This window comes from Paracoccus sp. UBA5162 (assembly GCF_002413585.1).
Classification (GTDB): Bacteria; Pseudomonadota; Alphaproteobacteria; order Rhodobacterales; family Rhodobacteraceae; genus Paracoccus.
The window spans coordinates 24,800-43,135 of record NZ_DHXG01000055.1; the positions used below are offsets into that span (position 1 = coordinate 24,800).

Here is an 18,336-nt window from a genome sequence, read left to right on the forward strand (position 1 = left end):
CTCATTCAGGTAGTATTCGCGCTGCGTCTTCTCCATCTGGGTCTTGACGCGCGACTTGATCTTCTTTTCGACCTGCAGCACGGACATTTCGCCCTGCATCATCGAATAGACCTTTTCCAGCCGTGCGGCCACGTCCAGCGTGTCCAGCAATTCCTGTTTCTTGTCCAGGTCGATGCCCATGTGGCCGGCGGCCAGATCGGCCAGCTTGCCGGGTTCCTTCGCCTCGGCGACGGCGGTGACGACCTCTTCGGGAATGTTCTTGCGCACCTTGACGTAACGCTCGAATTCCTCGGCGACGGTGCGCACCAGGGCGGTCAGCGTGGCTTCGTCGCCCCGGCTTTCGGCAAGGACGATGGCCGAGGCTTCGAAATGATCCTCGTTCGGCACGAAATCGGTGATCTGCACGCGCTCCTGCCCCTCGACCAGCACCTTGACGGTGCCGTCGGGCAATTTCAGCAATTGCAGCACGTTGGCCAGAACGCCGGTGCGATAGATACCGTCTTCGTCGGGTTCGTCGACCGAGGCGTCCTTCTGCGCGGCCAGCAGAATCGGGCTGTCCGATTCCATCACCGCCTCCAGCGCGCGGACCGATTTCTCGCGGCCCACGAACAGCGGCACGATCATGTGAGGAAACACCACGATGTCGCGCAAAGGCAGCACCGGATAGGTCTGAGAAGCGAATTCGTTCATTGCTTTGCGTTCCTTTCCTGCCCGAAGCCGTGGCCCCGTCATGGCGACGCACGGCCCCTGCATCGCGACAATCTAGGCGCGGCACGGGCCGCGTTCAATATGACGGAGAGAATACCACATATTATGTGACACCGCCGGCGGGACGCAAATGGATGTAAGTCCGGCGGGCGCGCAATCGGAAATCCGGGATGGCGTCTGCCGGATTGCGGGCCCGGCCGACGCCCTGCCAGGCAGGTCCCGCACCGGATCCCGCAGGACGCCCCGCACCTGCATCGCGAAGCGCGGCCAGCGCCGTCAGCGGGGGATCACGATCTCGGCCCGCAATCCGCCCAGCCGCGCGCCGCGGCCCAGCCGCAACTGACCGCCATGCCCGCGCGCGACATCGGCCGCGATTGCCAGCCCCAGCCCCGCGCCTTGCCCGCTGTTGCGGTTGCGCGACGGATCCAGCCGGGTAAAGGGGCGCATCGCGGCCTCCAGGCTGTCGTCGGGTATTCCCGGCCCGTCATCCTCGACCCCGATCCGCAGGCTGCGCGGGCCCAGGGTCGCGTCGATCTCGGCCCGGCTGCCATAGCGGACGGCATTGCCGATCAGGTTTTCAAGCGCGCGCCGCAGCATGTCGCGGCGAAAGGTCGCCTGGCCCTGCGGATCGCCGCTGACCCCCAGCAGCAGGACATCATGGCCCGCCCGTTGCCCATCGCTGGCGATTGCGCCGAGGAAATCGGCCACGTTGATCGCCTCGGCCGGGCTTTCCCGGGCATCGTCGCGGGCATAGTCCAGAAATGCGTCGATCATGCGGTTCATCTCGGCCAGATCGGCCTGCATCGCGGCGATGTCATCGGCATCGGGCGGAATGTCGGTCGAGATCATCGACAGCCCAAGCTGCATCCGCGTCAACGGCGTCCGCAGATCGTGGCTGATCCCCGACATCATCATCTTGCGCTGTTCGTTCTGCCGTTCCAGCCGGTTGCGCATGTCCAGAAACGCGGTGCCGGCGCTGCGGACCTCGGTCGCGCCGGCAGTCCTGTAGGCGACCACGCGTCCCTTTCCGTATTCCTCGGCCGCCCGTGCCAGCCTGCGGATCGGCCGCAACTGGTTGCGCAGAAAGACCACGGCGATCCCGCTCATCAGCAGCGAGGTGAAGATCATCAGGACGAATAACTGGTGCGGATTGGTGGCGGTCACGCGGGTGCGGTCGAAGGTGACCGAGAAGGGGCCGTAGCGGCCCGTCAGGGTGACCGCCACGACGCTGTCGTCGCCGACCAGGTCGATGGCGGTGATGCCGGGCACATTGTTGCGCAATTCGCGGATCAGCACCCGACCCGAGAAATCGTAGAAGACCCGGCTGTCGCCCTGCCGCTCCGGCGCCGGAAGCTGCAGCCGCAAGCCCAGCGGCGCGGCGATGGATTGTCCCGCCAGCTTCGCGGTGGCCAAGTTTTCGGCGCGGTCCATGCGTCGCAGCACGAAGTCCAGTTCGCGCGCCATGCTGGCTGTCATCTGCCGGGTGACACCCTCGAAATGGCGCTGAAGGATCATCACGCTGACGACCAGGGTGATCACGACCACCGGCAGGATCAGGATCAGCGCCGCCCGTCCATAAAGCCCGCGCGGAAACAGCCCTTTCAGCCAACTGGTCTCTGTGTGGTTCAACGTGGCAACCCCTTTCGCGCCACGCTAGGCTATGACGATGAGCGCCGATCCGAAAGAGCCGCTGCGCATCCTTGCGCCGAACCCCTCGCCGTTGACCGGGCCGGGAACCAACAGCTTCCTGATCGGCCGCGATCATGTCGCGGTCATCGATCCCGGCCCCGACGATCCCGGCCATCTGCATGCGATCCTGGACGCGGCACCCGGACCGATCACCCATATCCTGGTGACCCATGCCCATCGCGACCATTCCGCGGGCGCCCTGGCGCTGTCGCGCCGGACGCAGGCGCCGGTGCTGGCCTTTGGTGCCGCCGAATCGGGCCGCTCGGCGGTGATGCGCCGGCTCGCGGCGGCGGGGATGGAGGGCGGCGGCGAGGGGCTGGACCGCCATTTCGCGCCCGATCGGGTGCTTCGCGACGGCGACTTGATCGAAAGCCCGGACTGGCGCCTGCAGGCCCTGCACATGCCCGGCCATGCCGCCAGCCATCTGTGCTTTCTGTGGGGCGATCAGGTCTTTTGCGGCGATCTCGTGATGGGCTGGGCCTCGACCATCATCTCACCGCCGGACGGGGATCTGATCGATTACCTGCGCTCGCTTGCGCGGCTTGACGCGCTTGCGCCGCGCCGGATGCTGCCTGCCCACGGCGACGCGATCGAAAACCCCGCCGTCAGGCTGGCCGAACTGGTTGTCCACCGGCGGGAACGCAGCGCCCAGATCCTGGCCGCGCTTTGCCGGCGATCCGATACCGCAGACGGCCTCGCGCAGCGTCTCTACCAGGACATTGCGCCGGGATTGTTGCCCGCGGCGGCGCGCAACTGCCTGGCCCACCTGATTGCGCTGGCCGAGATCGGCGCGGTCGCGACCGATACTGCGATCGGTCCGGGCAGCGTCTTTCGCATCGCTTGATGCGGGTCGCCCGGTGCCTGCCGGACGTCGGGCGAGGATATCCGCGCACAGGGCAAGCCTGTCCGCGGATCACGCACCTTGCGGCCGGTAGCGCCGGACCGCCGCCCCCCATGACAGGCGGGGCGGCGGCAAGGTGGTGTCAGGCCGGCACGAAGCTTGCCGGATTAGTGGCTCATTCGGCCAGTTCGGGCGCGGCCTTCGTGGTCATCACGAAGACGGTCGAGGCGATCACGATCAGGAAGACGAAGCTGGTGATCACGGTGCCGAGGCCCAGGCCGCCGAACTCGGCCGGCTGTGCCAGAAAGTCGCCGATAGAGGCACCAAGCGGCCGGGTGAAGATGTAGCACAGCCAGAAGGCCCACATCCCGTCCAGACCCAAGGCGAAATAGCCAAGCGCCAGCGACGCGATGATCAGCCCGAACAGCACGCCGGTTCCGGCAAAGCCGACCCCGAAGGCCTCGGAGATCAGGTCGCCCACCGCCGTGCCAAGCGCGAAGGTGAACAGGATCGCCAGCCAGTAGAAGGCCTCGCGTCGGAAGGTGAAGACCTCGTGGATCGACAGCGTCCGTTCGACCGCGTACCAGACCGCAAAGGTCGCGGCCAGCGCCAGCGTGAAACCGATGGTCGAATCGATCAGCGGGATACCGAAGGCGTCGGTCATGTTGTCGGTGATCAGCGTGCCGACCACCGAGATCAGCACCACGGCGATCCAGTAGACGGCGGGCACATAGGCCCTTTGACGGAACTGCCAGATCATCGCCGCGATCAGGATGGCGGTCATCAGAAGTGTCGTCTTTCCCAGTCCGAGGCCCAGATTGACGGCCAGCAGATCGGCGGCGGTCTCGCCCATGGTCACGGCAGTCAGCTTGATCAGCCAGAAGCCGGGGGTGACTTCGGGAACCCGGTTGATCCGGGCGGATTGCGCAAGCGGGCGGTCGATATCGGTGAAAGTTGCGTCGCTCATGGTCTTCATCCCTTGATTTGGGCCAGTGCCTGCGCCGAATAGGCGTCGGCTCGGGCATCATCGTCGGCATTGCAGCGTTCCAGCGCCTTGGCTTGCAGACCGCTGACAGCGGTGGTCGGCGTGGTCGTGCCGATCGCGTCGCGCAATTGCCCGATCAGTTCTTCGCAGGGCAGGGCGCGTCCGCTCTGGTCGGTGACGGCAATGCCCGAGACATACTGAACCGGGCCCGAGGCCGCGGCCGTGGTTGCGGCGGGGGCGTCCAGCGTCGTGGCCAGCCTGGCCAGCGCCACATCGACCGTCGCCTTGTCCGGCGCATCGGCGCGCAGCGCCTTGAAGGCGCCGTCCGCGGCCGCGTCGACGTTGTTCCAAGCGCCACGATCGCCCTGGCGGAGGGCGGCGGCGTTCTTGTCCCACAGGGTTTCGAGATCGGTGATCCGGCGCTCGGCCGCGGTGTAATCGCCGGTGGCGGCGATGGCCTGCGTGTCGGTCACGATGGTCTTGTAGGCGGACAGATCGCCAAGACCGGCCGAGGCCTGCGTGGCAGAAGCGTCCTGCGCTGTCGGCGAGATATACATCTCGGCCAGGGTGAACCCGCCGGCCGGAACGGCGATCAGCACCGCCGACAAGAGCAGGTTTCGAAAGGTGGCGTTCATGAAAAGCATCCTGTCTTGTTCAAGGCGGCCTCGATCCGAGGTCCGCAGCGCAAGAGATGACAGAATCTTTCCCGCAAGGTCTGACGCGGTTCTTACGGTTTGGTAAGCCCGCGCCGCCTTGGTGCGTGGCCGGTCAGGGCAGGGCCAAAACGACCGCGTCAGCCTGTTCTGCCGTCGCGGCGGCATCGCGCGGCCGTGGCAGCGCGATGCGGGTCACACGGGTCGCCTGCAGGGCAAGAAGCTGTTGTTCCAGCCGGTCGCGAATGGCGGGGTCGGACGCGAAGGGCCGCCCGGATCCTGGCTCCGCGGCCTCGTCCTGCCCGACGGTCCCGAAAAAGGCGCGAAATCCCTGGGCGGTGACATATTCGCTGCGCCAGAACCGTGCCTTCGGAGCGGCGATCGACCGTGTTGCACCATCCGGCCGCCGCTGGACGAAAGCCAGATCGTTCGGCTGGCCGCGCCAGAAATGCGACACGGTCTCGATGGTCGGGTCTTCCTCGCCGGCGAGGGCGGCATAGAGGGCGTCGAAGACAAGGCCGGCCGAGGGCAACCGGGATGCGTCCCAACCCGCTGCCCGCATGGCCTCGGACAGGGCGGCTTCGTCCCGCGCAAGGACGATCAGCGAGATGGGATGAACCGGCGATCCCATCAGCGATTCCGTCGAGGCGGGAAGCCCCGCGATCCCGGCCAGGCCCCCGGCATCCGGCAGGATCCGATCGGCCGTCTGGGTCGGGGTATTGCGCGGATGGTCATAGCGCCAGACATTCGCGGCGGCCAGGCCGATCAGTCCCAGGATCAGCGCAACGCCCACGATCCTCGCGGATCCGCGGGCGCCCCGGTGCGGCTCGGGCCGTTCCGACAGCCGCCATTCGGCGATGGCCACGCCCATGGTGACCCACAGCGCGCCGACCAGCCAGCCGTTCAGGACATCGCTGAGGTAATGCTCGATCAGATAGATCCGGCTTCCGCCAATGGCGAAGGCCAGAAAACCCGCCAGCAGAAGCGCCGTCTCGGCGCGCAGCCTTCCGGCCCGCCAGATGACATAGAGAATCATCCCGTAGGCCGCGACCGACGCGGCCGCATGACCCGACGGAAAGCTGCCCGAGGTTTCGGCGAAGACGCCCAGCGGGGAACGCGGTCGCGCGAAGGCAAGCTTCAGCAAGGCCACCGAGATCGTGTTCCCGATCACCGATACGGCCAGCCCCGCGGCAAGCGCGCGCCGACCGGACAGCAGCAGCCACAGCATCGCCGCGCCGAAGACCGGCACCACGACATGCCATCCCCCCAATGCAGTGATCAGCGAGGCGATCCGGATCGGCCCCGGCGACTGGAAGTGGTGGATCAGCTGGGCCAGCCGCATGTCGAGTTGAAGCATCGGGTTGCCAGCCAGGAAATCGACGGCGGAATCCAGCCAGACCGCGCCGATATAAAAGAAGATCACCATCAGAAGACTCAGCGGCAATCCGGTGAAGGAGGTGCCGTCGAAACGGGCCAGAACCCAACGCGCCGCTTGCGGGTGGGCTGCGATGCGTCTCCCGATCGCGGGGCTGTCGGCCAGATTGCCGAGGGCGGCAGAAATGACCGCCCATGCCAGGGGAACCAGCCGCAGCGCCGCATAAAGCATGACCCAAAGCACGATCAGCAACAGGCCGACACCGCCGCCCAGGACGGCGAGGCGCGTCAGCGATCCGCCGATCCTGCCCATGACGTCGCCCAGAAAATAGCCTATGGCGACATGGCTCAGCGCATAGGGAAGGCTGCCCGCCAGGTTCCAGATCAGAAACTGGCGTCGCTTCATTCCCGCCATGCCGGCGGCCAGCGGTACGAGACCTGCGACCGGCCCCAGAAAGCGGCCGATGATCAGCGCCATTCCGCCGCGTCTTTCAAACAGGCGGGTAGCCCGTGCAAAGGCGGCCGAATCGCCGATCCGACGCCGGCCGGGCAGCCGGTTCATGGCCAGCCTGCCGATCCAGTAGCCCAGTTCCGAACCGAGGACAGAGCCGATCGCGACGAACCAGACCAGATCGAAGAAATCCAGAAGACCCCGCTGCACCAGAACGCCGCCGGCATCCACGATCAGGGTTCCGGGAACCACGACCCCGGTCAGGAAGAACGCCTCGAGCATCGATGCAAGACCGATGAGCCAGTAGCCAAGAACGCCAAGCGCCTGGAGCGAGGGAAGAATTTGATCAAGTGAAAGGTTCATCGGCCTATCTTGAAATCAGTCCGCGCGCCGAACCCGCAATCAGCAGCGCGACATCGCCCATTGCAAGCATGGGTGACACATTGGGTGGCAGCGCCAGATAGCGCGGGCGCCATTCGGGCTGAAATTTCTGCTTGAAGGCGCGCAGGCCCTCGAAGTTGTAGAAGGCGCGCGCATGACGATAGATCAGCCCGCCAAAGCGATTCCAGGATCGCGCGACCGAACGTTCGGACAGGCCCGACAACGGCGCTGTGCCAAGGCTGAATTCTTCGGCGCCGCGCGCCTTGTAGTGCTGGATCAGGCAGAGGAACATGTATTCCATCAGGCCCGAAGCCTCTCCGGGCAGGTATCGCATCAGATCGACGCTGACGCGCCGCCCGCCACAGGATTCCATGATATTCGCAAAGGCTGCGATGCGGCCATCCTTGCGCACCACGGCGATGTCGAACAGCGCCAGATAGTCCGGGTCGAACCGGCCGACCGAAAAGCCCTTCTCGTGACCGGCCTTGCCGCCAAGCCAGGCCTCCGAGATCTGGCGCAGTTCGGCCATCAGCGCGGGGTCGTGCGGCGCGGACAGAAGCGCGCATTCATAACCGTCCCGCTGGCGCTTGTTCATCGCGGCGCGCATGGTCTTGAACCGGCCGCCCGAGAGGCTGAAATCGGACAGGCGGATGATCGCTTCCTCGCCCGTCTTGTGCAGCGTCAGCCCCATTTCGACCCACAGCGCGAGGTTGCGTCCGCTGATCTCGTAGAAGACGGGCCGCCCGTTTGACTGGGCGGCGTATTCGAGAAAGGACCAGACGAGCGCCTCGAATTCGTCCGGATCGCCAACCGGATCGCCGAGCACGATCCAGGATCGTCCGCGAACCCCATACATGACGAAGGCATTGCCGGATTCGGAAAACAGGAACCGCTTGTCGCCGGTCTGGCCAAGCCAGCATTGCGGATCCTGGGCCTCGCCGCACAATCGGGCCGCGCGCGACAGGGTTTCGGCATCGGCATCGCGCGGTGGTGTATGGCCGACGGGCCGGGTCAGCAGATAGATCCCGAAGAAGAACATCAGCGCCGTCGCCACCAGCCCGGCCCGCAGCGCCCGCGGCGTGTTCGAGCTTCGCGAGAACTCGGACCAGAGGTCATTGGAATAGGGAACCGCCTTGTGCACGAAAAAGAAGAAAGTTGCCGCCGCAAGGCCGACGCCGACGACCGTCGCGAACCAGCGCGGCTCGAACACGCCCGCTGTCAGCCGGCCGGGGCGATCGAAGGCCTTGCGGAACGGCAACAGCAAAAGCGCGCCGAAGGCCAGGAAGGCCGCATTCTCGTAACCGAAATCGTTGAGCAGCGAGGCAACGGACCCAGCCAGCAGGGCACCGATGGCGAACCACCAGGCCGACGATACCCGGCGGGCCAGGCCATGCGACACGATGATCAGCGCGATCCCGGCCACGGCAGAGGCGATGGTTCCCCCTTCCAGCAGCACGGCTCCGACCAGGTCGCCCTCGGCGATGGCGTTGGCGCGGACCGACGGCAGCATCGTGACCAGAAGCAGGTAGGCCCCGAAACCGAATGCGACCACCGCGACCAGACCGGGCGAAAATCCACGCAGCGTGGCAAGCGCGGGTTGCATTCCCGGAGCCCGCCCCACCAGCCGCGAGCCAAGTCCGCTTGCCAGCCGGGCCTCGTTCAGCCCGACCAGGACGAATGCCAGTGCGAAGGGCACCAGGTAATAGATCAGCCGGAACAGCAGCAGCGCCGCAGCGGCGTCACCGACCGGCACCGAGGCGGGCAGCGTTCCGATCACCACCGTCTCGAAGACGCCGATCCCGCCCGGAACATGGCTGAGCACGCCGAGCATGGTCGCGGCGGCATAGACCGCGACGAAGCTGGCATAGTCGGGCTTGCCCGCCGGCAGCAGGATCCACAGCGCAAAGGATGCCGCCGCGACGTCGATGAGGGTGACGACAAGCTGTCCGGCAAGATCGGCGGGCGGGGGCAGTCGCAACCGGTGGCCGCGGATGGCAAGGCTGCGCTGGGTCGCGGACATCCAGCCGATCATCAGCACGGAAACCGCCGCGATGGTCCCTGCGACCATCTGGATGGTTCCCGGCGCATAGGGCAGATAGGCGCCGATCGCGCCGGGATTGATGGCCAGCGCGACCACCCCGAGCAGCGTCAGGCCGGTCCCCAGGGCCAGCGCGATATAGCCCGAGACGGCCGCGACCTCGAACGCGTTCAGGCCGACGGCCGAATAGATGCGGTATCTCACCGCGCCGCCGGACACGACGCTGACACCGATCGTGTTGCCGAAGGCATAGCCCAGAAAGCCACCAAGCGCGACGATCCCGCGATCAAGGCGCTTGCCGATGAAGCGCAGCCCGAACCAGTCATAGAAGATCAGCGCGACATAACCTGTCGCCGTCGCGCCCAGGGCGGCGCCAAGGCTCGCCACCGGTGTGGACCTGATCTGCGCCGCCACATCGGCCAGGCTGACGGGCTTCAGCAAGGTATAGAGCGCGTAGAGACCCAGTGCGAATAACGCCGCCCCGATCAGGACGGGCGCCGCGCTTCGCAGGGACTGAAGGCTCGGTCGGACCATGCGCGGACACCAGTTTGTTCGAAACGTTCACGGATCGCTGCGGGCTTACCCAAAGCGGGGCGGACTTGCCAAGCGTCAATGCGGCCTGGGCCCGCTTCTTACAAAAAAGTAAGCCCGTTGAAAGGGGTTTCGCCCTGGCGAGCCGCTGCCATTGCCACCGGATAACCGAAAATTGCCCCGCCGCAGCGGAAAGCAGGGGATGCGGGCCGGCAACAGGACCGCGGTTCCCGCGCCCCGCCGGCCGCGATCATGTCTTCGCCCGGGCGCCGTCTTGCGATAGGCAGAAGGCGGGGGAAGACGCGGGCTGCGCCGCCCGAATCCACCGGCTCGGCGCGTTTTCCGATCCGGTTTCGGCCGTCGAACCGGGGAACGACAACAGAGGGGATTCTTCACGATGCGCATCCTGCTTGCAGAAGACGACGCCGAAACAGCCGCCTATGTGGTCCGGGGGCTGTCCGGCGAAGGACATGTCGTCGATCATCTGACCGATGGCAGGGAGGCGCTGTCGCAGGCGATGTCGGCCGGATACGACCTTCTGATCCTGGACCGGATGATGCCGGGACTTGACGGGCTTTCGGTGCTGAAATCGCTGCGCGCGGCCAGGATCGACGCCCCTGCGATCCTGCTGACGGCGATGGGCGCGGTCGATGACAAGGTGGCCGGGCTTCGCAGCGGCGCGGATGACTACATGGTCAAGCCCTTTGCCTTCGTCGAATTGCTTGCCCGGATCGACACGATCTGCCGCCGCCCGGCGACGCGGGACGAGGTCGTGGAACTGGTGATCGGAGAACTTCGGCTGGACCTGCTGACGCGCGAGGCGGCACGCGACGGCCAGCGCGTCGACCTTCAGCCCAGGGAATTCCTGCTGTTGAAACATTTCATGGAACGGCCGGGCCGCGTGCAGACCCGTACCGTCTTGCTGGAATCGGTCTGGGGGCTGCAATTCGATCCCAAGACAAGCGTCGTCGAAACCCATATCAGCCGCCTGCGCAACAAGATCGACAAGCCCTTCGACAAGCATTATCTGGTCACGCTGCACGGCGTCGGCTACGTCTTGCAGCCATGAGACGGCCGCTGTCCTGGTCGATGCGGTTTGCGCTGGCATTGTCGGCGGTCTTCGCCATCGGCACCTTGTCGGCCGGTGGTTTGTCCTATCTTTTCCTGTCGCGGGAAATGAGTCAGCGCCTTCTGGCCGATGTGCGATCCAGCGCAGAAAGCCTGGCGCGGATCGCGTCCACCGGCGACCGGACCGATCTTGACGAGGAAATCCGCGCCCAGGTCCGCTCCAGCAGGAACGGCGCCAGCCTGTTCGCCTTTGTCGATGCCGCCTCGGGGCAGACCACCGGCTCGCTGCGGCTGTCGGCCCCCTTCGAGGGCGCGCGCCGTCTGCTTGTCGGCCGCGACATCCCGGCAGGCGCGCCCAAGCAGGCCGACAGCGCCGAGGCCTATCTTGCCTTCGGGATCCGGACCGAACCCGGCTGGGTCATCGCCGCACGCGACGAGGCCTGGGTCAGCGAGAATGGCGAGATCCTGGTGCAGACGACGGCATCGTCGCTGGCTCTTGCGATGGTGTTGTCCATCGGGCTTGCGCTGATCATCGCGCGCAGGAACGAACGCCGCATCGACCGCATGGACCGGGTTCTCGACGAAGTCGGCGCCGGGCGCATGCATCGGCGGATCGGCGACGGCGGCAACGACGACATCGCCGACCTCGCCGCCCGCGTGGATCAGATGCTCGACCGGCTCGAAACCGGGGTCGAGGCCATCCGGCAGGTGTCGACCGATGTTGCCCATGATCTGCGCGCGCCCCTGGCGCGGCTGAGGATGCGGCTGGAACCACAGGCCCTTTCCGGCACGCTGCCGGCGGATGCCCGGCGCGAGATCGGCTCGGCCCTGATGGACATCGACGCCATCTCGGCGACGTTCGACGCGATCCTGCGTCTTGCACGATTGCAGTCGGGCACCGTGGGGCGGCGTCACGATCCCGTCGATCTGGTGCGGCTGGCTGCCTCGATCGGCGAAATCCTGCAGCCATCGGCCGAAGAGGCCGGCCATACACTCGACATCGACCTTCCGGCCGCGCCCGTCCGCGTCCCGGGCGACGAGGATCTGCTGGCCCAGGCGCTGACCAATCTGGTGGTGAACGCGGTCGAACATTGCCCGCCGCCGGCCTCGGTGAGAATCGAGGTCGGTCTGCGGGCAAACCGGCCCGTGCTGACCGTTTCCGACAATGGCCCCGGCATCCCCGAGGCCGATCGCGGGCCGGTCCTGGAACGGTTCGTGCGCCTCGATGCCAGCCGGTCGGTGCCCGGAACGGGGCTGGGCCTCAGCCTGGTCTCGGCGATCGCCGAGCTTCATCAGGCGACGCTGGTGCTTCAGGACAACGCGCCCGGACTGAGGGTTTCGATCATTTTCCCGGCCGCCCTTACAAATCCGTAAGGATGCGGCAAGGCCCGTCGCGGGCCGGCGGTTCACAAGGCGTCATCGGCCGCTGCGCCCCTGTCCCGGATGGATCGCTCATGTCCTTATACACCCGTCTCAAATATGCGCTTGGCGCCTTCGTCCTGCTGCTTCTCGGACTGGGGCTGTATCTCGGGGCCATTCAGCTCAGCGGAAATTTTGCCCCGGTCGTGGCTGGTGAGGTCTATCGTTCGAACCAGGTCACGGCCGCGCGCCTGGCCCGATATCGCGACAGCTATGGCATCCGGACCGTGCTGAACCTGCGCGGCGCCAGCCCCGGTTCCGACTGGTACGACGAGGAAGTCAGGGCAGCGGCGGCGCTTGGCATGACGCTGATCGATTTTCCGCTGTCGGCGAGTCGGGAATTGACCGAAACGCAAATCCGCGACCTCATGCGGATCCTGCGCGATGCGCCGAAACCCTTGCTGATCCATTGCCGGTCGGGCGCCGACCGCACCGGTCTTGCCTCGGTGATCTATCAGGCCGTGATCAAGGGCATGGACGAGGACCGCGCCGAAAGCCAGCTTTCCCTGCGCTTCGGTCATTTTTCGGTCCCGGTGCTGTCGCAGGCTTGGCCCATGGATCAGACCTGGGAACGGATCGAGGCGAAGACCGCGCTGGAATGAGGGCTCCACGATCACCAGCCCGGCGTGCCGATCCCGATGGCCAATGGTCAGGGGCTCGTCCGCGGGCTCTAGCGACCCGCGATGGCCTCGGAGGTCAGGCGCTGGCGCAGGATCGCCTTGTCCTCGCGGATCATGGCGGGAATCAGGAACAGGTCGATCACCATCCAGATGCTGACAAGGGCCAAGGGCACCCAACCGATCAGGATCGGCGCGGTAAGCAGGCCGAAACCCCACAGGACCAGCATCAGGAATCCGCTGACATAGCGGCCCAGATAAAAGCGGTGCGCGCCAAATCCCCACAAGACCAGCGCCAGCAGATAGGCGACCAGGGGTGACTTCGCCTCGTTCGCGATGCGCTGTTCGATCAGCAATTGCCCTGTGCTGTCCATCGGTCGGCGTTTCCTTTCCCAAGATCGGGCGGATAGGTCGCCCGGTCATCGAGATAGGATTTTCCCGGCCCTGCGCAAGATCCGCCGCCTAGAACACCCTGTCAAAGACCGTTTTCAGCCGCGTCAGGGTGCCATCGACATCGGCCAGCTTGTCCAGACCGAAAAGACCCAGCCGGAAGGTCGAGAACCCGTCGCCCTCGCCCACCGCCAGCGGCACGCCGGCCGCGATCTGCATCCCTTCTTCCGCGAATTTGCGGCCTGACCGGATCTGGGGATCGTCGGTATAGCTGACCACCACGCCGGGCGCCCCAAAGCCCGGCGCGGCGACCGAACGGACGCCCCTCTCGGCCAGCATCGTCCGCACGCCGTCCCCCAGCCGCCACTGCGCCGCGCGCGCGGCTTCGAACCCCATGGCGCGGGTTTCCGCCATCGCGTCGCGCAGCGCCAGCAGCGAATCGGTCGGCATGGTCGCGTGATAGGCGTGGCCGCCATCCTCATAGGCCGCCATGATCGCGCGCCATTTCTTCAGGTCCATCGCGAAACTGTCGCTTTCGGTCTTCTCCAGCCTGCCTGCGGCGCGCTGCGACAGCATCACCAGCCCGGCGGCGGGTGTCGAGGACCAGCCCTTCTGCGGGGCCGAGATCAGCACATCGACGCCGGTCGCGGCCATATCGACCCAGACCGCGCCCGATGCGATGCAGTCCAGCACCATCAGCGCGCCCACCTCGTGCGCGGCCTCGGACAGCGCGCGGATGTAGTCGTCCGGCAGGATCAATCCCGCCGAGGTCTCGACATGCGGGGCAAAGACCGCATCGGGCCGGGTTTCGCGGATCGTCGCGGCGACATCCTCGATGGGCGGGGGTGCATAGGCGGGCTGGGGCGCGTTCCCGGCGGGCCGGGCCATCGCCACGGTGGTATCGCGCGCGAAACCGCCCGCCTCGAATATCTGGCTCCAGCGATAGCTGAACCAGCCGTTGCGGAGGATCAGCGCATGAGCATCGCGGCCGAACTGACGGGCGACCGATTCCATCGCATAGGTGCCGCCGCCGGGCACGATGGCGATTTGGTCCGCGCCATAGACCTGGCGCAGGGTCGCGGACAGGTCGCGCATCACCTGCTGGAACCTTTGCGACATGTGGTTCAGCGAGCGGTCGGTGAAAACGACCGAGAATTCCTCGAGCCCGTCGGGGTCGATCTCGGGGCGCAGATGAGGCATGGCGGTTCTCCCTGTGGTGCGGCGCCACACTAGATCCGGCCGGCGCGCTGCGAAAGACCGTCAAAGGGCTGGCGACCGCCGCGCCCCCTTGCGGTTCCCCCTGCGCCGAGACTAGGCTTCCGCCATAGGCAACATCGCAGGATTTTCATGCGTATCGGCATACTTCAATGCGGCCAGTCGCCCGCGCAGTTGAAGGACGAACTGGGCGATTATCCCGACATGTTCGTCCGTCTGCTGGACGGGCGCGGCTTTACCTTCCGGACCTGGCATGTCGAGGGGATGGAGTTTCCCGCGGACGTTCACGAGGCCGAAGGCTGGCTTCTGACCGGCTCGCGCCACGGGGCCTACGAGGATCACGACTTCATTCCACCGCTGGAGGATTTCATCCGGCAGGCCCATTCGGCGGGCGTGCCGATGGTCGGCATCTGTTTCGGCCACCAGATCATCGCGCAGGCCCTGGGCGGCAAGGTCGTCAAACATCCCGACGGCTGGGCCGTGGGCGCGCAGGATTACGATTTCGGCGGCAAGCCCGTGACACTGAACGCCTGGCATCAGGATCAGGTGGTCAGCCGGCCCGAGGGGGCCGAGGTCGCCGGCCGCAGCGATTTCTGCCGGAACGCGGCGCTGATCTATGGCGACCGCGCCTTCACCGTGCAGGCCCATCCCGAATTCGACGACGCTTTCGTGCAGGGCCTGATGGACACGCGCGCGAGGGGCGTGGTTCCGCAGGATCTGCTGGACCGCGCCGCCGCGCGCATGGGGCAGGCCCGCGATGCATCCGGCATCGCCGACCGGATCGAGGCGTTCTTCAAGCAGCCAAGGGCCCTGGCGCGCGGCGATGAGCGGGGGGTGGCATGAGCGACTGGATCGGCAAGGTGCCGCAGGCCGCGCGCGACTACATGGCGGGTCGGCGGCTGGACGAGGTCGAATGCATCCTGGCCGATATCGCGGGTGTGGCGCGGGGCAAGGCGATGCCCGCCTCGAAATTCGCGCGGCAGGAAAAATTCTATCTGCCCAATTCGATCTTCCTGCAGACCATCACCGGCGAATGGGCCGACAATCCCTCTGGGGCCTTCACCGAACCAGACATGGTTCTGACCCCGGATTTCAGCACGGCAACGGCGGCGCCGTGGACGGCGGACTGGACCATGCAGGTGATCCATGACGCGATGGACCAGCAGGGAAAGCCGGTGCCGATCGCGCCGCGAAACGTGCTGAAGCGGATCGTGGGTCTGTATCAGGACAAGGGCTGGAAACCGGTCGTCGCGCCCGAGATGGAGTTCTTTCTTGTCGCCCGCAACATCGACCCGAACCAGCCGATCATCCCGCCGATGGGCCGCACCGGCAGGCGCGCCGCCGCCAAACAGGCCTATTCCATGTCGGCCGTGGACGAATACGGCAAGGTGATCGACGACATCTATGATTTCGCCGAAGCCCAGGGGTTCGAGATCGACGGCATCCTGCAGGAAGGCGGCGCGGGCCAGGTCGAGATCAACCTCAACCACGGCGATCCCGTCGCGCTGGCCGACGAGATCTTCTATTTCAAGCGGCTGATCCGCGAGGCGGCGCTGCGCCACGACTGCTTTGCCACCTTCATGGCCAAGCCCATCGAAGGCGAGCCGGGCAGCGCGATGCACATGCATCATTCGATCATCGATGTCGCCACCGGTCGCAACATCTTCTCGGACGAGAAGGGCCGCGAAACCGAATCCTTCCTGCATTTCATCGGCGGAATGCAGCGGCATCTGCCGGCGGCGATCGCGCTGCTGGCGCCCTATGTCAACAGCTATCGCCGCTATGTCCCGGATTTCGCCGCACCGATCAATCTGGAATGGGGCCGCGACAACCGAACGACCGGATTGCGGGTGCCGATCTCGGGCCCCGAGGCCCGGCGGATCGAGAACCGGCTGGCGGGGATGGACTGCAACCCCTATCTGGGCATCGCGGCATCCCTTGCCTGCGGCTATCTGGGGCTGATCGAGGCCGAAAACCCGCGCGCCGAATATCTGGGCGACGCCTACATGTCGCATGACGAACTGCCCTATAACCTGGGCGACGCGCTGGATCTGATGGCTGACAGCGCACCCATGCGCGAGGTGCTGGGCGAGGAATTCTGTGACGTCTACGAATCCGTGAAACGCAATGAATACAAGGAATTCCTGCAGGTCATCAGCCCCTGGGAACGCGAACATCTGTTGCTGAACGTATGAGCCTGCTGTTTCTGAACGACCGCCGCGGCGAATATCCGCCCAGCCTCTATGCCGATACGCGGCGCGTGCTGAACCCTTTCGGGCGCATCAGCGGCGAGTTGCGGGCCGATGTGGCGGTGGTCGGCGGTGGTTATTGCGGTCTGTCGGCGGCGCTGCACCTGGCCCGGCAGGGCCATGACGTCGTTCTGCTGGAGGCGCATCGGGTGGGCTTTGGCGCCTCGGGGCGCAATGGCGGACAGATCGGATCGGGACAGCGGCAAGAGGTCGACTGGCTGGAGGATCGCCTGGGGCGCGAGGCCGCGCGTCGCCTGTGGGATCTGTCGCAAGAGGCGAAGTCGCTGGTTCGCGCCCTGGCCGCCGAGGCGGATCTGCCGATCCGCGACGGCATTGCCCATGCCTGCCGCAGCAACGAAGAGGTCGATCACGCCGCGCGCATGGCCGAACGCCTGGCCCGCGATTACGGCTATGACCAGGTGCAGCCGCTGAACCGTGCCGCGCTTGCCGCGCTGATCGGCAGCAGCGCCTATCGGGGCGGCGATCTGGACCGCGGTGCGGGCCATCTTCATCCGCTGAACCTGTCGCTTGGCATGGCGCGGCTGGCCGCCGAGGCCGGCGCGCGCATCTTCGAGGACAGCCATGTCCACCGCATCACCCATGCCCGCAGCGCGACCGACAAGAGTGTCGTTCACTGCGACACCGGCAAGATCCGTTGCGATCACGTCATCCTGGCCGGGAACGGCTATATCGGCAATCTTGCGCCGAAGGTCGCGGCGCGGGTCATGCCGATCAACAATTACATCGTCGCGACCGAACCCCTTGGCGACGATTTCCCCGAGATCCTGCCCGAACGCAGCGCCGTCGCCGATACCAAGTTCGTGGTGAATTACTGGCGGATGGATGAGGACCGCCGGCTGATCTTTGGCGGTGGCGAGACCGTGCGCTACAAGTTTCCCCAGGACATCGCCTCGGTGGTCCAACCGCACCTGTTGTCGGTCTATCCGCAGCTTGAAGGCGTGCGGCTGACCCATGCCTGGGGCGGGACTCTGGCGATCACGATGAACCGGATGCCCTGTTTCGCCCGGCCGGCGCCGAATTGCCTGTCGGCCAGCGGCTTTTCGGGGCACGGGGTCGCGATGGCGACGCTGGCGGGCCGGCTGATGGCACAGGCCGTGACCGGCCAGGCCGGGGGCTTCGATGCGATGGCCGCCGTTCCCACGCGCGCCTTTCCCGGCGGCCGCGTCCTGCGCAGCCCGCTGCTGGTTGCCGGAATGGCGTGGTACGGGCTGCGCGACCGGCTGGGATTCTAGCCCGATTTCAGGCCCAGACCTTCCAGCACGCGCTGGCGCAGCAGGCCCGAATCGCGATCGGGGATACCCAGCAATCCCGCCACCAGCCGGATCAGCGTCTCTTCGTCGGCGGCGCGGCGGGAATCGGCATAGGCGACCTCCCACATGGCCGACAGGACGCCGGCGCGGTCCTCCAGCGGGATCCGGTCCTTGATCAGCCGGGTAAAGCGCACCGTGTCGGGGGCCTCGGCCTCGATCATTTCCGCAACGGCGCGGCGTTCGGCGGCCTCGGCCATGTTCAGACCACGGCGGCGCGCCAGGATCTGGTCGATCCGCTGCCTTTCGCTGGTCTCGTAGCGATCATCCGCCCGGGCGACCCGGACCAGAAGCGCCGCGATCGCGACCTCCGCATCCTGCGCCTGCAAGGGTGCGTCGTCGGTATCGTCGGCAAAGAGGCGGGACAGGAGATTGCGGAACATGCACGTGATCTTATGG

16 protein-coding genes are annotated in these 18,336 nt (G+C 66.2%); 7 read left to right on the forward strand and 9 right to left on the reverse strand.

Annotated elements, in window-relative coordinates:
* On the reverse strand, positions 1 to 690 hold a 690-nt coding region (locus tag B4A72_RS07780), incomplete at its 3' end, for an LON peptidase substrate-binding domain-containing protein (protein ID WP_292978300.1).
* Positions 691 to 984: 294 nt separating this feature from the next.
* The gene (locus tag B4A72_RS07785; RefSeq protein WP_292958707.1) at positions 985 to 2,337 is read right to left on the reverse strand and encodes an ATP-binding protein; all 1,353 of its coding nucleotides are present in this window, start codon (positions 2,335 to 2,337) and stop codon (positions 985 to 987) included.
* 37 nt (positions 2,338 to 2,374) lie between these two features.
* Between B4A72_RS07785 and B4A72_RS07790 the strand changes: the two genes are divergently transcribed.
* Positions 2,375 to 3,241 carry an MBL fold metallo-hydrolase gene (locus B4A72_RS07790; protein ID WP_292958709.1) on the forward strand — a complete coding sequence of 289 codons (867 nt, stop codon included), beginning with the start codon at positions 2,375 to 2,377 and terminating at the stop codon, positions 3,239 to 3,241.
* 172 nt (positions 3,242 to 3,413) lie between these two features.
* On the opposite strand, the gene B4A72_RS07795 is transcribed toward B4A72_RS07790, so the two are convergent.
* The 4 genes from B4A72_RS07795 to mprF all read right to left on the reverse strand — a co-directional run bounded on the left by B4A72_RS07795 (position 3,414) and on the right by mprF (position 9,654).
* Positions 3,414 to 4,205 (reverse strand): hypothetical protein, encoded by a 792-nt coding sequence (locus B4A72_RS07795; protein ID WP_292978301.1) that lies wholly within the window; start codon positions 4,203 to 4,205, stop codon positions 3,414 to 3,416.
* A gap of 5 nt (positions 4,206 to 4,210) precedes the next feature.
* A complete protein-coding gene (locus B4A72_RS07800) occupies positions 4,211 to 4,858 on the reverse strand; it encodes a hypothetical protein (protein WP_292958713.1) in 648 nt (215 codons plus the stop codon).
* A 133-nt stretch (positions 4,859 to 4,991) separates the two neighbouring features.
* Positions 4,992 to 7,064 carry a bifunctional DedA family/phosphatase PAP2 family protein gene (locus tag B4A72_RS07805; protein WP_292958715.1) on the reverse strand — a complete coding sequence of 691 codons (2,073 nt, stop codon included), beginning with the start codon at positions 7,062 to 7,064 and terminating at the stop codon, positions 4,992 to 4,994.
* Between the two features lie 4 nt (positions 7,065 to 7,068).
* Positions 7,069 to 9,654, reverse strand: coding sequence for a bifunctional lysylphosphatidylglycerol flippase/synthetase MprF (gene mprF, locus B4A72_RS07810; protein WP_292958717.1), 2,586 nt, complete (start codon positions 9,652 to 9,654; stop codon positions 7,069 to 7,071).
* A 394-nt stretch (positions 9,655 to 10,048) separates the two neighbouring features.
* Between mprF and B4A72_RS07815 the strand changes: the two genes are divergently transcribed.
* The 3 genes from B4A72_RS07815 (at position 10,049) to B4A72_RS07825 (ending at position 12,740) form a co-directional block, all read left to right on the forward strand.
* On the forward strand, positions 10,049 to 10,720 hold the full coding sequence (locus B4A72_RS07815; protein WP_292958719.1) for a response regulator transcription factor: 672 nt from the start codon (positions 10,049 to 10,051) through the stop codon (positions 10,718 to 10,720).
* Entirely contained in the window at positions 10,717 to 12,093 is a 1,377-nt protein-coding gene (locus B4A72_RS07820; RefSeq protein ID WP_292958721.1) for a sensor histidine kinase, read from the forward strand. Before B4A72_RS07815 ends, B4A72_RS07820 begins: the two co-directional genes overlap by 4 nt.
* Positions 12,094 to 12,173: 80 nt before the next feature.
* Positions 12,174 to 12,740 carry a fused DSP-PTPase phosphatase/NAD kinase-like protein gene (locus tag B4A72_RS07825; RefSeq protein WP_292958723.1) on the forward strand — a complete coding sequence of 189 codons (567 nt, stop codon included), beginning with the start codon at positions 12,174 to 12,176 and terminating at the stop codon, positions 12,738 to 12,740.
* A 68-nt stretch (positions 12,741 to 12,808) separates the two neighbouring features.
* Here B4A72_RS07825 and B4A72_RS07830 read toward each other — a convergent pair whose 3' ends face one another.
* On the reverse strand, positions 12,809 to 13,129 hold the full coding sequence (locus B4A72_RS07830) for a TM2 domain-containing protein (protein WP_292958725.1): 321 nt from the start codon (positions 13,127 to 13,129) through the stop codon (positions 12,809 to 12,811).
* Between the two features lie 88 nt (positions 13,130 to 13,217).
* Positions 13,218 to 14,345: an aminotransferase class V-fold PLP-dependent enzyme gene (locus tag B4A72_RS07835; protein ID WP_292978302.1), complete on the reverse strand. Its 1,128-nt coding sequence runs from the start codon at positions 14,343 to 14,345 to the stop codon at positions 13,218 to 13,220.
* A gap of 147 nt (positions 14,346 to 14,492) precedes the next feature.
* Here B4A72_RS07835 and B4A72_RS07840 point away from each other — a divergent pair, with 147 nt between their 5' ends.
* From B4A72_RS07840 to B4A72_RS07850, 3 genes are read left to right on the forward strand one after another with little or no spacing between them, the layout of a single operon-like run.
* Positions 14,493 to 15,203, forward strand: coding sequence for a type 1 glutamine amidotransferase (locus B4A72_RS07840; RefSeq protein ID WP_292958729.1), 711 nt, complete (start codon positions 14,493 to 14,495; stop codon positions 15,201 to 15,203).
* Positions 15,200 to 16,555 carry a glutamine synthetase family protein gene (locus tag B4A72_RS07845; RefSeq protein WP_292958731.1) on the forward strand — a complete coding sequence of 452 codons (1,356 nt, stop codon included), beginning with the start codon at positions 15,200 to 15,202 and terminating at the stop codon, positions 16,553 to 16,555. The genes B4A72_RS07840 and B4A72_RS07845 overlap by 4 nt, the downstream gene beginning before the upstream one ends.
* Positions 16,552 to 17,862: an NAD(P)/FAD-dependent oxidoreductase gene (locus tag B4A72_RS07850; RefSeq protein ID WP_292958733.1), complete on the forward strand. Its 1,311-nt coding sequence runs from the start codon at positions 16,552 to 16,554 to the stop codon at positions 17,860 to 17,862. Before B4A72_RS07845 ends, B4A72_RS07850 begins: the two co-directional genes overlap by 4 nt.
* Here B4A72_RS07850 and B4A72_RS07855 read toward each other — a convergent pair.
* Entirely contained in the window at positions 17,859 to 18,320 is a 462-nt protein-coding gene (locus tag B4A72_RS07855; protein ID WP_292958735.1) for a TerB family tellurite resistance protein, read from the reverse strand. The two genes, B4A72_RS07850 and B4A72_RS07855, sit on opposite strands and share 4 nt — an antisense overlap.
* Positions 18,321 to 18,336 lie beyond the last annotated feature (16 nt).

Bases quoted from the DNA above. Each gene is read 5' to 3' on its own strand.
- B4A72_RS07790 (WP_292958709.1), top strand. From the start codon at position 2,375: ATGAGCGCCGATCCGAAAGAGCCGCTGCGCATCCTTGCGCCGAACCCC.
- B4A72_RS07795 (WP_292978301.1), bottom strand. From the start codon at position 4,205: ATGAGCGACGCAACTTTCACCGATATCGACCGCCCGCTTGCGCAATCC.
- B4A72_RS07800 (WP_292958713.1), bottom strand. From the start codon at position 4,858: ATGAACGCCACCTTTCGAAACCTGCTCTTGTCGGCGGTGCTGATCGCC.
- B4A72_RS07805 (WP_292958715.1), bottom strand. From the start codon at position 7,064: ATGAACCTTTCACTTGATCAAATTCTTCCCTCGCTCCAGGCGCTTGGC.
- mprF (WP_292958717.1), bottom strand. From the start codon at position 9,654: ATGGTCCGACCGAGCCTTCAGTCCCTGCGAAGCGCGGCGCCCGTCCTG.
- B4A72_RS07815 (WP_292958719.1), top strand. From the start codon at position 10,049: ATGCGCATCCTGCTTGCAGAAGACGACGCCGAAACAGCCGCCTATGTG.
- B4A72_RS07820 (WP_292958721.1), top strand. From the start codon at position 10,717: ATGAGACGGCCGCTGTCCTGGTCGATGCGGTTTGCGCTGGCATTGTCG.
- B4A72_RS07825 (WP_292958723.1), top strand. From the start codon at position 12,174: ATGTCCTTATACACCCGTCTCAAATATGCGCTTGGCGCCTTCGTCCTG.
- B4A72_RS07830 (WP_292958725.1), bottom strand. From the start codon at position 13,129: ATGGACAGCACAGGGCAATTGCTGATCGAACAGCGCATCGCGAACGAG.
- B4A72_RS07835 (WP_292978302.1), bottom strand. From the start codon at position 14,345: ATGCCTCATCTGCGCCCCGAGATCGACCCCGACGGGCTCGAGGAATTC.
- B4A72_RS07840 (WP_292958729.1), top strand. From the start codon at position 14,493: ATGCGTATCGGCATACTTCAATGCGGCCAGTCGCCCGCGCAGTTGAAG.
- B4A72_RS07845 (WP_292958731.1), top strand. From the start codon at position 15,200: ATGAGCGACTGGATCGGCAAGGTGCCGCAGGCCGCGCGCGACTACATG.
- B4A72_RS07850 (WP_292958733.1), top strand. From the start codon at position 16,552: ATGAGCCTGCTGTTTCTGAACGACCGCCGCGGCGAATATCCGCCCAGC.
- B4A72_RS07855 (WP_292958735.1), bottom strand. From the start codon at position 18,320: ATGTTCCGCAATCTCCTGTCCCGCCTCTTTGCCGACGATACCGACGAC.